Here is a 12122-nt window from a genome sequence, read left to right as displayed (position 1 = left end):
GCCGGCATCTCGGGCTCGGCCGCGGGGGGCGTGGCCGGCTGCTGCGCCTGGGATGGGGTCAGCCACTCGGGCGGGCGCCACAGTGAGTCACTGGTCGCGGCGCGCGGCTCGGGCTCCGACTGGACGTCGCCGCTCAGCGGGGGTTGCCAAGCTGGGCCCGGGACCGCGGCCTTGGGGCCGCTCTCTTCACGGGCGCCGCCCGGTGTCGGTGTCCAGCGCGCCGAGGGGCGCGGGGCTGGCTGGCCGAGCGCGCGGCTCGGTGCGTCGGGCTGGGGCCTGGCTGCGTCGTAGGGCCCATCGGCGAGGCCGGGGTAGGGGCCCGGTTCCTCGTAGGGGGGCGTGTAATGAGGCTCCTGCAGGGGGCGGCCGTCGTAGTCGACGCTGCCGGCCGCGCGACCCTTGTCGTCGGGCGCGACCACCCCGGCTTGGTCAGGATCGCTGGGGATGTCGCGGGTCGACGAGCGACGCCGCGGCGGGCGGGCCGGTGGCGACGCAGGCCGGAGCTCGCCCCCGATCTGTCGCGCGACTTCACGGGTGATCTGCTCGGCGAGCGCGGAGAGCTCTCCTCCAGACCACGGGGGGCGCTTGCTCGGGTCGAGCCACTCGCCGCAGAACCGACACTTTACAGCGGCGGGTTGGATTTGTTCTCCGCAGAAGGGGCAGGGCTTCACGGTTCGCGCAACTTATCACAACCGCAGGGTCGGCACGCGGCGCCTAATTGAGCTGATCCATTGCACACTGCGCATGCGGGCGCCCACCTCGCGTCCGAGCGGGAGCCCTGCGACCTCCGCTCGCTGTTTCGGAGCCGTTGCGAGCGTTGACCCGCGGTGGGACGGATCCGCGCCTTCGGAGGTCATGCTCGCGGCCGCGCCAGCGTTGAAAGGGTGGCACGGCGATTGAAGACTGAGTGAGCACGACGAGGCGTGCGAGCGCAGGCCGGGCGTCGAGGAGGCGGGAGATAACGCAATGATCACGGAGTTCACACCCATACAGTCGACGCTCGGTGGCCTGATGATCGGCCTGGCCGCGGCCGCGATGCTCGGCCTCAACGGTCGCATCGCAGGCATCAGCGGGATCCTCGGAGGTTTCCTCGACGGGAGCGAGGGCCGAGGGTGGCGCGGAATGTTCGTGCTCGGGATGCTGCTCGGCGGCCTCGGCCTGGTCCTGGTCTCGCCCGAGTCGATTCCGGGGGCCGCGACCGACTCGCTGCCGCTGCTCGCGGTCGCGGGCTTGTTGGTCGGCTTCGGCACGCGGATCGGCGGCGGTTGCACCAGCGGGCACGGCGTCTGCGGGATCTCGCGGCTGTCGACCCGCTCGCTGACAGCCACGGCGATCTTCATGGGCGCGGCGATGGCCACCGTCGGCCTCGCGCGACACGTGGTGGGAGGGGTCGGATGAGCCCGGCAACTCGACAGCAGCTGGTGGCCTTGATCTCGGGGCTCGTGTTCGCGCTCGGCCTCGGCGTCGCGGGCATGACCAACCCCCACAAGGTGCTCAATTTCCTCGATCTCTTCGGGGACTGGGACCCGAGCCTCGCGCTGGTCATGGGCGGCGCGATCTTGGTCTACGCGCCGATCTACCGCGTCCTCGTGCGTCGCGACGCGCCCAGGTTCGGCGATCGCTTCCACTGGCCGACGGCCAAGGACGTCGACGCGAGGTTGGTCTTGGGAGCGGTCGCGTTCGGGGTTGGTTGGGGCCTGGCGGGCTTTTGTCCCGGCCCGGCCCTCGTCGCCGTGACCTCGGGGACCCTCCCGGTGCTGACCTTCTTCGCGGCGCTCGTGGCCGGGATGATCGCGGCGCGTCTGGTCATGAAGACGCTGGACTCGCGCAGCGCTCGGGCGGACTGAACCAGCGCCTCGATCATCCATCCGGGCCGAATAGCGCAAGTTGCGCCATTCGGCCCGGATGCTTGCTAAGATCGCGGCCTGGGCATGCGCGATTGGACAATATCTTGGCGGACTGTCGTCAGGTTTCAGCTGATCGAGTCGCCCTTCCTGATCTTGTTGACCTTCGGCTGGGTCAGCTTGCTCTCGGTCGAGCTGCGCTCGGTGTTGGCTCCGGCGGCGGTCGTCTCGGTGCTCCGCCTGGTCACGACCGTCGCGTCCTTGCGGGTGCTGCTCAGGCCAGTCGACGGCTGGAGGGAGGCCGCGCGCGTGGGCGACGACGCCCGGCTGCTCGCCGCCGGGGAGGCGATTCGGCGGGCGCCGACCCGCTTCATGGGCGTGTTCTCGATCGCCTGGACCGGCTCGTTCGTGCTCGCGACGGCCTACGTCTGGTTTGCGATGGCAGACCGCGCGCCGATCGGGCGCGGAGAGCTCACGGCGGTCGGGCTCATGTGCGTGGCGATCCTGACCGGCGCCTGGTCGTTCGCGTTCTCGGTCACGAGCAGGCTGCTCGGCAGTGAGCGCGTCGCGCTCTCGCGTGCGCTGATCGAGCGCGGCCTCGGGGTGTCCGCGCCGCGGACCTCACTGAGCGCGCGGCTGCTCGTCCTCATGCTCGGCTACGTGCTCGCGTCCGGGTCGCTGATCGCGGTCGCCGGGGTCTCCAACAACGCCGCGTTCAATCGCTCCCACGCCATCTCGGAGCTCGCGCGCGTCGGCTCGAGCGAGGCTGCGAGGATCGCCGCCGGGCACCCGCCCGAGCACGGCACGATCCTGCGCACGGCCGAGCTCCCCCCGATCCCCCAGACCGCGGCGATCGACGAGCTGCCCGAGCTCGGTGCCATGAGGGTCGTGCTCGACCGCCGCCGCGCGCAGGCCAGCGTCGCGGTCCCGCTCGAGCGCGATCGCTGGCTGCTCGTCGAGGGCCCGGTGGAGAGGAAGGGCGACAACCACGGGGCGATGCTGCTCGCGTTCGCCCTCGTGCTCGCGCTGTGGGGGCCGATCACCGCGGTCCTCACGACCCGGTCCATGATCGACCCGCTCCGAGAGATCGAGGCCGCGATGCGCCGCGTCGTCGAGGTCGGTGACATCAGCCAGGTCGAGCACCTCCCGATCATCCACGAGGACGAGCTCGGCGCGCTGACCCACTCGTTCAACGGCATGGTCGACAACCTGCGGGGGCTGTCGGAGGCCGCGCTCCTGGTCGCCGCCGGGGATCTGTCGATCTTGGTCGAGCAGCGCGGCGAGCTGCCCGACGCGTTCCGCGGCATGCTCGAGCAGCTCCACGAGATCGTCGTCGAGATCCGCGCGACCGCGGTCGACGTGGCCGCGGCCTCGGCCGAGATCTACGCCGCGGCCCAGGGCCAGGAGGCCGCCGCGGCCGAGACCTCGTCCAAGGTCCGCGAGATGAGCGCCACGGTCGGATCGCTGGCGGAGTCGGCCGAGCAGATCACGACCAAGGCCAACGACGTGCTCCTCAACGCCGAGCGCACCCTCGCGACCACGGACGAGGTGGTCGCCAAGATCAACCAGCTCAGCGCGCGCGCCAACGGGGTCGGGGATCTGCTCGAGGCCATTCGCGACGTCGCGGACCGCAGCGACCTGCTCGCGCTCAATGGCTCGCTCGAGGCGACCCGGGCCGGGGAGGCGGGGCGAGGCTTCGCCCTGGTCGCGGCCGAGATGCGGCGCCTCGCCGAGCGCGTGACCGGGACCGTGGCCGACGTTCGGGTTCAGGTCGCCGACATCGAGGGCTCCGGCGTGACCACGGTCCTGGCGACCGAAGAGAACCGCCAGCTGGCCGACGACACGGCCGGCGCCGCGCGGGAGATCTTCGAGGTCACCCGCAAGCAGAGCGAGGACACCGCGCAGGTCTCGCTGACCATGCAGACGATGACGGAGTTCGTGCTCACAGCCTCGGTCTCGACCTCCCAGACCCGCGCAGCCGTCGCGGGCCTGCGCCAGCGGGTCGAGGAGCTCGATCGGCTGACCCGACAGTTCGAGCTGCGCGGGGACGCCTGAGGCCTGGCCGCGGCCGCTCGTGGGCCCGCAGGCTGACTCGTGATCAACTCGTGATCAGGTCCGCGGCCTCACGCGTAGCGCAGCGGGTTGTAGCAGACCGAGATGTAGGGGTCGTAGTAGGCCACGAAGCGCAGCGGCTTCGACTCGTCCGCGGCCGGGAAGAAGTCGGTCGAGAGCAAGAAATTCTGGAGATCCTTGCGCGAGACCTTGTCGCGCGTCCACGGCTTGCGGTGCTTCTCGTAGCGGTTGACCCACTTCGAGATCGTCGCGTCGGGCAGCTCGAGCATGTCGAGGCGCTCGCGCAGCAGCCCCGCGAGGACCTCGCCAGTCTCGCTCATCGGCTCGGGGGGCTCGATCTCGTCGAGCTCGCCGCGGTCTTTGATCCACCAGGTCAGCCCGGCCGCGCCCCCGGCCACGACCGCGCCGCCGATCGTCATCGCCAGGAAGGTCCGGCGCGTGGGCTTGGCTGTTGAATTCTCGGTCATGAGGGCCTCTCAGGTGAACAGCCGGTTCGCGCTGCGCAGGGACAGCGCCGCGATCGTGAGCGAGGGGTTGGCGACCGAGCCGGTCGTGAAGCTGCTGCCGCCGAGGACGAAGAGGTTGCGGAGCTTGTGGTGGCGCTGATCCCCGTCGACGACGCTGGTCGCGGGATCGCTGCCCATGCGCGCGGTGCCGAGGATGTGGCCCTCGCTGTCGCGCGGCTTGCCGACGCTGATCTTCTCGACTGGCAGGCCCTCGAACATCAGCTCGAGGTCCTGCTTGAAGCGATCGACCGAGCGCTGGGCGTAGTCCGAGTGCTTGGCGTAGGTCGTGATCGGCTTGCTCGGGTCGCGGGGGTCGATCTCGACCCGGTTGTGGGCGCTGGGGAGATCTTCGAACACCCCGGTCACGCGCATGTTCTGGCGCCACTTGCCCTTGGCGATGCGCAGCCAGGTCCGGGTGAAGGTCTCGAGCAGCAGCGCCGCGCGCTCGCGTCGGTGCTCGCCCCGCGCGAAGCGGTAGTGGTGGCCCGTGCACGAGGTGCTGCCGTTGAAGCCGTCGACGCCGTCGAGGTGGATGAACCCGGCGACGCCGACCTGCTCGTGGAGGTAGCGACCGACGACCCCGTCGTCGAGGTCCGAGCGCAGCAGGATGTGGGGGTTGAAGATCGCGTTGGCCCCGAGCGCGACCAGCTCGCCGCGCGCCGAGGCGTCTTTGCGCGAGCGCGTGGCGGCTTTGGTGCCGTGGAGCGCGGGGTCTTCTTGGAGCCACTCGACCCCGGTTGCGACGCCGTCGGCCGAGGTCACCGACTGGACCACGGCGCCGAGGCGCAGCTCGACCCGGGGGTCTTCGTAGAGGTGCGCGAGCCCGTTTTGGACCGTGAACTTGGCGTCGATCGGGCAGAAGTTGCACACGAAGTTGGTGCAGCAAGGCGCGCGATCGGTCGCGACGTCTGGCCGCTGAGGATCGTGGGCCCGGGCCGTGGGGCACACGTAGAAGTCGTCGCCGTGGTGCTCGAGCAGGAGCTTCTCGGGGTTGGACAGCTCGTGGGGCCGCTGCGGGTAGGGGCGGCTGCGGGCGAAGGGCGTGTGCTCGCTCGGCCCCGCGATCGTCATCAGATCTTCGGCGTCGCAGTAGAAGGGCTCGAGATCGTCGTAGCCGATCGGCCAGTCCATGCCCTGGCCGTAGCGCGAGCCCAGCTCGAAGTCCTCGGCCAGCATCCGCGGCGTGTTGCCGTACCACATGTTCGAGGTCCCGCCGAAGGTCGGCGCGTACCACCACGGCTTCTTGTCTTTGCGCGAGAAGCTGCGGTCGCCGATCTTGCGGATGCCGAAGCGCAGATCGACGAGCTCGACGTAGGGCCGCCTGCGGCCGCGCTCGAGCACGAGGACCTTGGCGTTGGGCTTGGCGTGCTGGAGGTACTCGTGGAGAAAGAACGACGACGCGAAGCTGGTGCCGACGAGGATGAGGTCGTAGGACGCCACGTGCCCGGAGTATAGACTCAGTTGGAGACTCAGTCCTCGGTCTCGTCGACGCTCGGGGGCGTGCGCGTGGGCTGCTTGCGCGGGCTCGGCTTGCCGGTCCCGCGCCTGGGCTTGGGCTTGGGCTTGGACTTGGACTCGAGCTTGGGCTTGGGCTTGGGTGCGGGCTCGAGCCCGTACTTGCGCCGCAGCGTCAGCTGCCGCCAGGGCAAGCTCCACTGCTGCTCGAGCTTGCGCCGCTCGGCCCGCGCCCGGCGCAGCTCTCGCTCTCGCTTGCTGGCGGCCGACGAGCGCTTCTTGTACTCGTCCCAGCGCTGGTCAGCGAGGAGCTCGCGCGGCTCGTGGCCCTCGCGGACCCACTGGAAGTAGCGGGCGAAGGCCTCGCGGCGCTCGGGGTCATCGTTGTGGTTGAAGTAGAACTTCTGGAAGAAGCTGAACTCGCGCCGGGCCTTCTTGGGGTCCGTGTGGGGCAGCCGGGCGATGTACTTGTCGATGTAGATCGTGAAGTCGTAAAACCACACGTCGGGGTAGGCCTCGCGGATCGCGTCCATCAGCTCGCGGTCGTACTCGAGGATGAACCAGCGCCGACCGCCGGTGTTTTGACCCCAGCGGATCGTGGCGTAGGTCTTGAACCACTTGTGGTAGCCGCCACCTCGGCGAAAGTGCACGCCGCGCTCGTAGAGGTACTCGGGCTTGGCCCACTTCTCGTGGCCCGGGCGGCCGCGCTTTTCGATCTCACGGTGGGCGACGGTCGCGTCGGTCAGCCCGAGGCGGTCGATCAGCGGCATCCGCGAGTAGTAGCCGAGCAGGCCGATCGCGCCGCTGGCGATGATCGGCTCGGTGACTTCCTTGCCCTCGAGTCCATCGGTGATCTTGCCGAGGATCACGCCGACCCGATAGTTCGGGTGGTCGATGACGATCGGTGACCAGCTCGCGATTGGGTAGTAGGTCGACTCGTCGGTCAGGTACCAGTAGGACTTGCGCGGGGGGATCAGGCGCACCCCGATCGCGCTGGCGGCCATGAACCCGGCGACGATCATCGCCCCGATCGCGAGGGGCTTGCGGGTCGGCGCGGGCGCGGGCTCGGCCTCGGCCTCGGCCTCCGGTGCCTCGGCGGGCTCGGGCTTGCGACGGGCGCGCTCGCGGGCGGCCCGGAGCTGCGCGAGGAGCTCCTTGCGGTCGGCGCGGCGAAGCGAGAACTCGTGGACGACCTGCTCACCCGCGAGCAGGATCAGCGGGATCAGCGTGACGTAGAAGCGGCCGTACATGAAGTCGCCGCCGACCCGGATCACGTACCACTCGTAGAGCACCAGCGCCGGGACGGCGAAGGCCATGAAGCGCCGACCGGGGATGTTGCTGGGCGCGCGCCAGGGCCACAGCAGGAACAAGATCACGACGACGATCCACAGGTGGCTGGCGAGGTGGAAGGCCGCCGCGTAGACCACCCCCTGCTCGTAGTAGGGCATGTACGCCGACTTGGCGTAGTAGGTGTTGGGCAGGAGCTCGCCGTAGTAGCGCAGCTTCCAGGCCGAGTAGACCAGCCAGATCAAGAAGGGCGCGGCGTAGGTCGCCATCGGCCGGAGGCCCTCGCGCCAGATCGCCTTGATGCCCGACTTGCGCGCGCGCCAGGTCGGGCCCAGCCAGACCCCAAACACGACCGCCGAGCCGACCGCGTAGAACACCGCGTGGTCGGGCCGGGTCAGGGTCGCCATGATCCAGCAAAAGCCGGCCCAGAACGTGGCCTTGGCGTCGTCGCGCGAGATCAGGGCCAGGATCCCGAGGTTGACCATCAAGCTGGCGAAGGCGGTCTCGAGCCCGGTGGTGCCGTAGTCCGTGAAGGTGTTTTGGACCGCGAGCAGGGCGACCGCGATCGGAAACGCGAACGCGTGCGGGTGGAAGGGTGGGGCGATCTTCAGGCTGATCCGCCACACGACCCACAGGTTGAGCCCGAACGCTGCCATCGAGCCGAGGACCGCGATCAGCGGGGCCTCGACGGGCGTGAGCCACATGAACAGGCTCACGATCATCGTCCACAAGAAGTTGGTGTAGCCCTCGACGTACTCGCCCTCGTTGTAGACGAGGCCCTTGCCGTCGATGAAGTTCTCGGCGTAGCGCAGCGAGATGTAGGCGTCGTCGAAGCAGGTCGCGTTGTCGAAGGCGCGCCACAGGCCGACGCCGATCAGGGCGAAGGCCACGACCAGCCGCAGCCAGCGCTCGCCGGCCCAGGGCGCGGTCGCGCGGCGGCGACCGACGACCACGCTCCACAGCACCATCACGCCGATCGCGGCGAAGGCGTAGCCGAGCATGTCCTGCCAGGAGACGTCGAGCGCCTCCAGGTAGGTGTCGAGGACGTCCTCGAGGAGCTCTTTGTCCTCGCCGCCCTTGGTTTTGGGTGCTAGCAGCATAAACGCGCGGGCGCGGACGCTAGCAAATTTTCCAGGTGCTCGCGCGCCTAAGCGAGCACCGCCTCGGCGGCCTGGCGGGCGAGATCCCCCTCGACCTCGTCGCGGTGGTTCTTCATGATCAGCCCCATCAGCCGACCCATCTGGTTTTTGCTGGTGATACCGTTGTCCTCGGCGAGCTTGCGCACGAGCGCGTTCGTGGCCTCGGCGTCGAGCTTCTTGGGCAGGAATTGCTCGCAGAACTCGAGCTCGAAGCGAGCCTCGGCCAGGGCTTCGGCGGCCCGATCTCCGAGGCCTTCGATCTCGGCGATCGTCTTGCGGACCTGCTTGGCGTAGGCCGTGATGTTGCGAAGCCACAGCTCGTCGTTCTCCTCGACGCCCGAGCCGGACTTGAGCTCCATCAGGACCTTGTTCTTGATCAGGCCGATTACGACCTTGGTCGGCTCGTCGCGGTCGAGGCGGGCCTGGCGAAAGGCCTTGTCGATCTGCGCTTTGATGGCGGAGTCGCTCATGGCGCGGAGGGTACTTCAGGCGATCTGGATCCCCTACAGGCGCTTTCGCACTGCGCTGCACTGCGCTGCACTGCACTGAGCAGGTTGCGCAGGCTGCGCCACGTGCTCAGGTCGTGCTCATGCTGGCCTGGCTGCGTGCGGGGGCTCGCCGCCTCGCGCATGTGCTTGCGGGAGACGGTCACCAACGACGCGCGTGCGCCCTCAGCCCTCGCCGTTCGAGGCCAGCGCCCGGTAGGCGTCGCGGCGGGCTTGCTCGTGGGCCTCGAGCAGGTCGGCCGGCAGGCTCTGCGCGCGATCGAGGGCGCGCAGGATCGTGCGGTTGCCGGCCACGCTGCGGGCCGACTGCTCGCGGATCCGTCGGGCCAGGGCCAGGGCCTGCTCGTCGAGCTGCGCTCGCTCGACGAGGGCAGACAAGCTCGGGCGCGCGTCGCTGATGTCGACCTTTTCACCGGCGAGCAGCAGCCGCCGCGCGATCGCGGGCCCGAACGCGGCGTGGATCCGGGTGAGCCCGGCGGCGTGATAGACGACGCCGAGCTTGCCGGCCGGCAGCCGCAGGCTCGCGTCAGGGCAGGCGAGGCGAAAGTCGCAGGCCGAGATCAGCTCGACCCCGGCTCCGATCACGTAGCCGTTGAGCGCGGCCACGAAGGTCGCGTCGGCCGACTGCATGGCCGAGGTCGCCCGGATCAGCGAGGCGTCGGGCGGGTGGGGCTGGCCGAGGAGGTTGTGCTTGGCCAGCGCGGTGAGATCGAAGCCGGCCGTGAACGCGTGCTCACCCGCGCCCCGGACGATCACGACCTCGCCGCGCAGCTCGGCGCAGCGCATCGCGATCCACTCGAACACCGCGGGTCCGATCGCGTTGCGTCGCGCGGGGTTGTCGAGCACCCAGCGCAGCACACCAGGCTCGAGCTCGCGCTCACGCAGGCCTTCGGGGGTCGTCGCCATGGCTCGCAGACTACTCGGCCGGCTTGCCGTAGGACTGATCTTGGTTCTTGAGGTGGTCGGGCGCGGGGATCACGAGCCCGTTCTCGTTCCTGGTCGGCCCGGCGGGTTGACCGAGGTTCCCGGCCTGGCCGGCGAGCGCGGCCTCGCGGGCCTCCTCGAGCGCCTTGGCTTGGGGCGAGTCGGGGTTTTGCATGACCTGCTTGCGCAGCGCATGGGCGCGCTTGCGGTTCTGCTCGGGGCCGAGGTCCTTGGGGTCGGCCTCGATCAGCGCGAGCTCTTCGGCCGTCAGCTCGTTGGGAGCGGCTGGCTTGACCTGCTCGGGCTCGGGCTCGGGCTCGGCCTCGGCTTGCTTGTCGGCGCCGGCCTTGGCGGGGGCGTCGGCGTCGGCGGTGCAGGCGAGGGGCAAGAGGAGCAGTGCTGCCAGCGGGAGCATCGCACGAGAGACGGACATGGCCGGAGTCTAGCCCCAAATCCGGCGCTGAATTGAAAAAGCCCCAGGAGCGCAGCGGCGCCGTCGGGCTCCGCGCACGCGCGGAGCTTCGACGGCCGACGGCCCGTCCCATCGTTGGTCAGGAGATGGCGCCGAGGTTCTTGCGCAGATGCCGGACCAGCGACAGCGGGATCCAGATCGTCAGCCCGACCTGGATCAGGCCCAACACGGGGCTGAGCTGGCTCAGCACGAAGAGCTCGTCGAGGTTGGCGCGCTCGATGGCCCAGACCATCGCCTGCGCGAAGCCGAGGAGCAGCGACATTCCGCAAAAGCCCGCCCACAAGGTCGCGATGATCTTGGCCGGGACCGAGACCACACGGATTGCGATGAGCCCGAGCACGGCGATGCACCACGCCAGCCACGCCAGCGCGACAGGGTGGAAGGCGGCGGCGTCGAAGCCGAACGCGACCCCGGCGACGACGGCGTGGATGGCACCCCAGGCCGCGAACTCGAGCAGCAGCGCGGGCACCGGGACCTTGCGCATCCGCGGCGGGCCGTCGCCGGCTGGCACGCGGGCCATCAGCAGCAGCGCGAAGGGGAGGGCGAGGAGCGCGAGGCCGAGGTAGAGGCGCAGCGCCTCGCCGTCGTGCATCGCCGTCGGCAGCGCGACGTTGACCAGGATCACGCAGGTCACCGCGCCCAGCAGCGCCTGCCCGCGGCTCAGGAGCGAGCCGGCCCGGCCCTCGATCCGGCGCGCGAGCGCGGTCATCGTCAGCCCGCCGAGGATCAGCGCGGCGCCAGTCCACGCGAAGGTGCCGACGAACACGCGGCTGAAGTTGGCGGGAATCTCGATGAAGACCTCGGCGAGCAGCGCCGACAGCCCGATGTGGGGCAGCACGGCCGAGAACCCGGCGATCTCGTGCTCGGCGTCGACCGCGATGGCGGCGCCGGTCATCCACGCGACGCCCGCGAGGGACATCAGCGCGATCCCGATGATGCCCGGGGTCCGCTTGTGGCCGAGGAGCTGGCCGAGCAGCTGCCCGCCAAAGATGAAGAAAACCGAGGTCGTGGCCAGCGCGGCCAGGAGCGCGCCCGCGACGAGCAGCTCTCCGGCGAGCGCCGAGCACAGCAAGAAGATCGCCAGCTGCGGGACGGCGAAGATCGCGACGACCGCGGTCGGCCCGGAGGCCAGGCCGATCGCGAGCTCGCGCGGGCTGAGGGCCGTGCCGGTCAGCGGCATCAGCGTGTTCTCGTGCCGCTCCTGAGCCTGCTGCACGGCGACGAGCAGCGGAGCGAACACGGTTGCGAGGGCCGCGAGCAGCATCCCGGCCAGGAACCCGGTGATCTCCAGGGCGTCGCCGACGGCCAGCGGCGAGCTGTAGCCCTCGACCGCGGGCACACCACCGGCCTCGAGCACGCGCTCGAGCACGGCGACTTCCTTGGCGTCGTGCCACCAAAAGGCGTCCGCCCAGGCCTCGCGGCCGTAGGTCGGGTCCATGGTCTGGCTGTCCAGGCCGAGCAGCGCGCGGGCCTCGTCGCGCAGCCGCGCTTGGTCCTCGGTCCGGACCGGCGAGCTTGCCGCGTGCTCGAGCAACATGCGCCCGTGGTCGAAGAGCTGGTAGGCCCCGGTGTAGAGGTACTCGGTGTCGGTGTCGGTGTGGATGCCGGCCCTGCGCAGCTCGGCGATCTCGCGCTCGGTGTCGGCGTGCTCGCGAAGGTCGTGGGTGTAGACCGTGAACGCCTCGCGCTCGCGGTCGAATTCGTAGGCCTCGAGCCCCATCTCGACGCGCAGGCTCTGCTCGAAGCTGCCGTTACCGAGCGCGAGCCACAGACCGACGATGCCCGTGAGCGCCGCGATCACGAGGCTGAAGATGACGTAGCGCTTGCCCCGGCCCCCACGCAGCGAGCGGGTCACGAAGGGCAGGGCGAAGGCCGGGAGCTTGGACAGGAGAGCTTGCATGGCGGTCGATCGGTCG

The 12122-nt window shown here is 69.9% G+C and carries 10 protein-coding genes and 1 pseudogene; 3 read left to right on the top strand and 8 right to left on the bottom strand.

The window, feature by feature from the left end; all coding sequences use genetic code 11:
* Positions 1–671 (bottom strand): annotated as a pseudogene (locus tag ENSA5_RS35500) (hypothetical protein); the annotation flags it as partial.
* 295 nt (positions 672–966) lie between these two features.
* Here ENSA5_RS35500 and ENSA5_RS03095 point away from each other — a divergent pair.
* From ENSA5_RS03095 to ENSA5_RS03085, 3 genes are all read left to right on the top strand, one after another.
* Positions 967–1398 (top strand): YeeE/YedE family protein, encoded by a 432-nt coding sequence (locus tag ENSA5_RS03095; RefSeq protein WP_106390058.1) that lies wholly within the window; start codon positions 967–969, stop codon positions 1396–1398.
* A complete protein-coding gene (locus ENSA5_RS03090) occupies positions 1395–1847 on the top strand; it encodes a YeeE/YedE family protein (protein ID WP_106390057.1) in 453 nt (150 codons plus the stop codon). The genes ENSA5_RS03095 and ENSA5_RS03090 overlap by 4 nt, the downstream gene beginning before the upstream one ends.
* 84 nt (positions 1848–1931) lie before the next feature.
* The gene (locus ENSA5_RS03085) at positions 1932–3899 is read left to right on the top strand and encodes a methyl-accepting chemotaxis protein (protein WP_106390056.1); all 1968 of its coding nucleotides are present in this window, start codon (positions 1932–1934) and stop codon (positions 3897–3899) included.
* Between the two features lie 68 nt (positions 3900–3967).
* Here ENSA5_RS03085 and ENSA5_RS03080 read toward each other — a convergent pair whose 3' ends face one another.
* From ENSA5_RS03080 to ENSA5_RS03050, 7 genes are all read right to left on the bottom strand, one after another.
* Positions 3968–4384 carry a hypothetical protein gene (locus ENSA5_RS03080; RefSeq protein WP_106390055.1) on the bottom strand — a complete coding sequence of 139 codons (417 nt, stop codon included), beginning with the start codon at positions 4382–4384 and terminating at the stop codon, positions 3968–3970.
* Between the two features lie 9 nt (positions 4385–4393).
* Positions 4394–5863 carry a GMC oxidoreductase gene (locus tag ENSA5_RS03075; protein ID WP_106390054.1) on the bottom strand — a complete coding sequence of 490 codons (1470 nt, stop codon included), beginning with the start codon at positions 5861–5863 and terminating at the stop codon, positions 4394–4396.
* 29 nt (positions 5864–5892) lie between these two features.
* Positions 5893–8265 carry a DUF8728 domain-containing protein gene (locus ENSA5_RS03070; protein ID WP_106390053.1) on the bottom strand — a complete coding sequence of 791 codons (2373 nt, stop codon included), beginning with the start codon at positions 8263–8265 and terminating at the stop codon, positions 5893–5895.
* A gap of 47 nt (positions 8266–8312) precedes the next feature.
* Positions 8313–8774, bottom strand: a complete 462-nt coding sequence (locus ENSA5_RS03065) for a GatB/YqeY domain-containing protein (protein ID WP_106390052.1) — start codon at positions 8772–8774, stop codon at positions 8313–8315.
* A 201-nt stretch (positions 8775–8975) separates the two neighbouring features.
* Complete coding sequence (locus tag ENSA5_RS03060; RefSeq protein ID WP_106390051.1) at positions 8976–9716, bottom strand: enoyl-CoA hydratase/isomerase family protein; 741 nt, start codon at positions 9714–9716, stop codon at positions 8976–8978.
* A 10-nt stretch (positions 9717–9726) separates the two neighbouring features.
* Entirely contained in the window at positions 9727–10167 is a 441-nt protein-coding gene (locus ENSA5_RS03055; RefSeq protein ID WP_146155261.1) for a hypothetical protein, read from the bottom strand.
* A 118-nt stretch (positions 10168–10285) separates the two neighbouring features.
* Positions 10286–12106 (bottom strand): hypothetical protein, encoded by a 1821-nt coding sequence (locus ENSA5_RS03050; RefSeq protein ID WP_106390049.1) that lies wholly within the window; start codon positions 12104–12106, stop codon positions 10286–10288.
* Positions 12107–12122: the final 16 nt, after the last annotated feature.

The sequence above is a fragment of the Enhygromyxa salina genome (genome assembly GCF_002994615.1).
Classification (GTDB): domain Bacteria; phylum Myxococcota_A; class Polyangia; order Nannocystales; family Nannocystaceae; genus Plesiocystis; species Plesiocystis salina_A.
Note: the sequence above shows the minus strand (reverse complement) of the source record. Positions and strands in the feature narration are given on the sequence as shown.

Bases quoted from the DNA above. Each gene is read 5' to 3' on its own strand.
- ENSA5_RS03095 (WP_106390058.1), top strand. From the start codon at position 967: ATGATCACGGAGTTCACACCCATACAGTCGACGCTCGGTGGCCTGATG.
- ENSA5_RS03090 (WP_106390057.1), top strand. From the start codon at position 1,395: ATGAGCCCGGCAACTCGACAGCAGCTGGTGGCCTTGATCTCGGGGCTC.
- ENSA5_RS03085 (WP_106390056.1), top strand. From the start codon at position 1,932: ATGCGCGATTGGACAATATCTTGGCGGACTGTCGTCAGGTTTCAGCTG.
- ENSA5_RS03080 (WP_106390055.1), bottom strand. From the start codon at position 4,384: ATGACCGAGAATTCAACAGCCAAGCCCACGCGCCGGACCTTCCTGGCG.
- ENSA5_RS03070 (WP_106390053.1), bottom strand. From the start codon at position 8,265: ATGCTGCTAGCACCCAAAACCAAGGGCGGCGAGGACAAAGAGCTCCTC.
- ENSA5_RS03065 (WP_106390052.1), bottom strand. From the start codon at position 8,774: ATGAGCGACTCCGCCATCAAAGCGCAGATCGACAAGGCCTTTCGCCAG.
- ENSA5_RS03060 (WP_106390051.1), bottom strand. From the start codon at position 9,716: ATGGCGACGACCCCCGAAGGCCTGCGTGAGCGCGAGCTCGAGCCTGGT.
- ENSA5_RS03055 (WP_146155261.1), bottom strand. From the start codon at position 10,167: ATGTCCGTCTCTCGTGCGATGCTCCCGCTGGCAGCACTGCTCCTCTTG.
- ENSA5_RS03050 (WP_106390049.1), bottom strand. From the start codon at position 12,106: ATGCAAGCTCTCCTGTCCAAGCTCCCGGCCTTCGCCCTGCCCTTCGTG.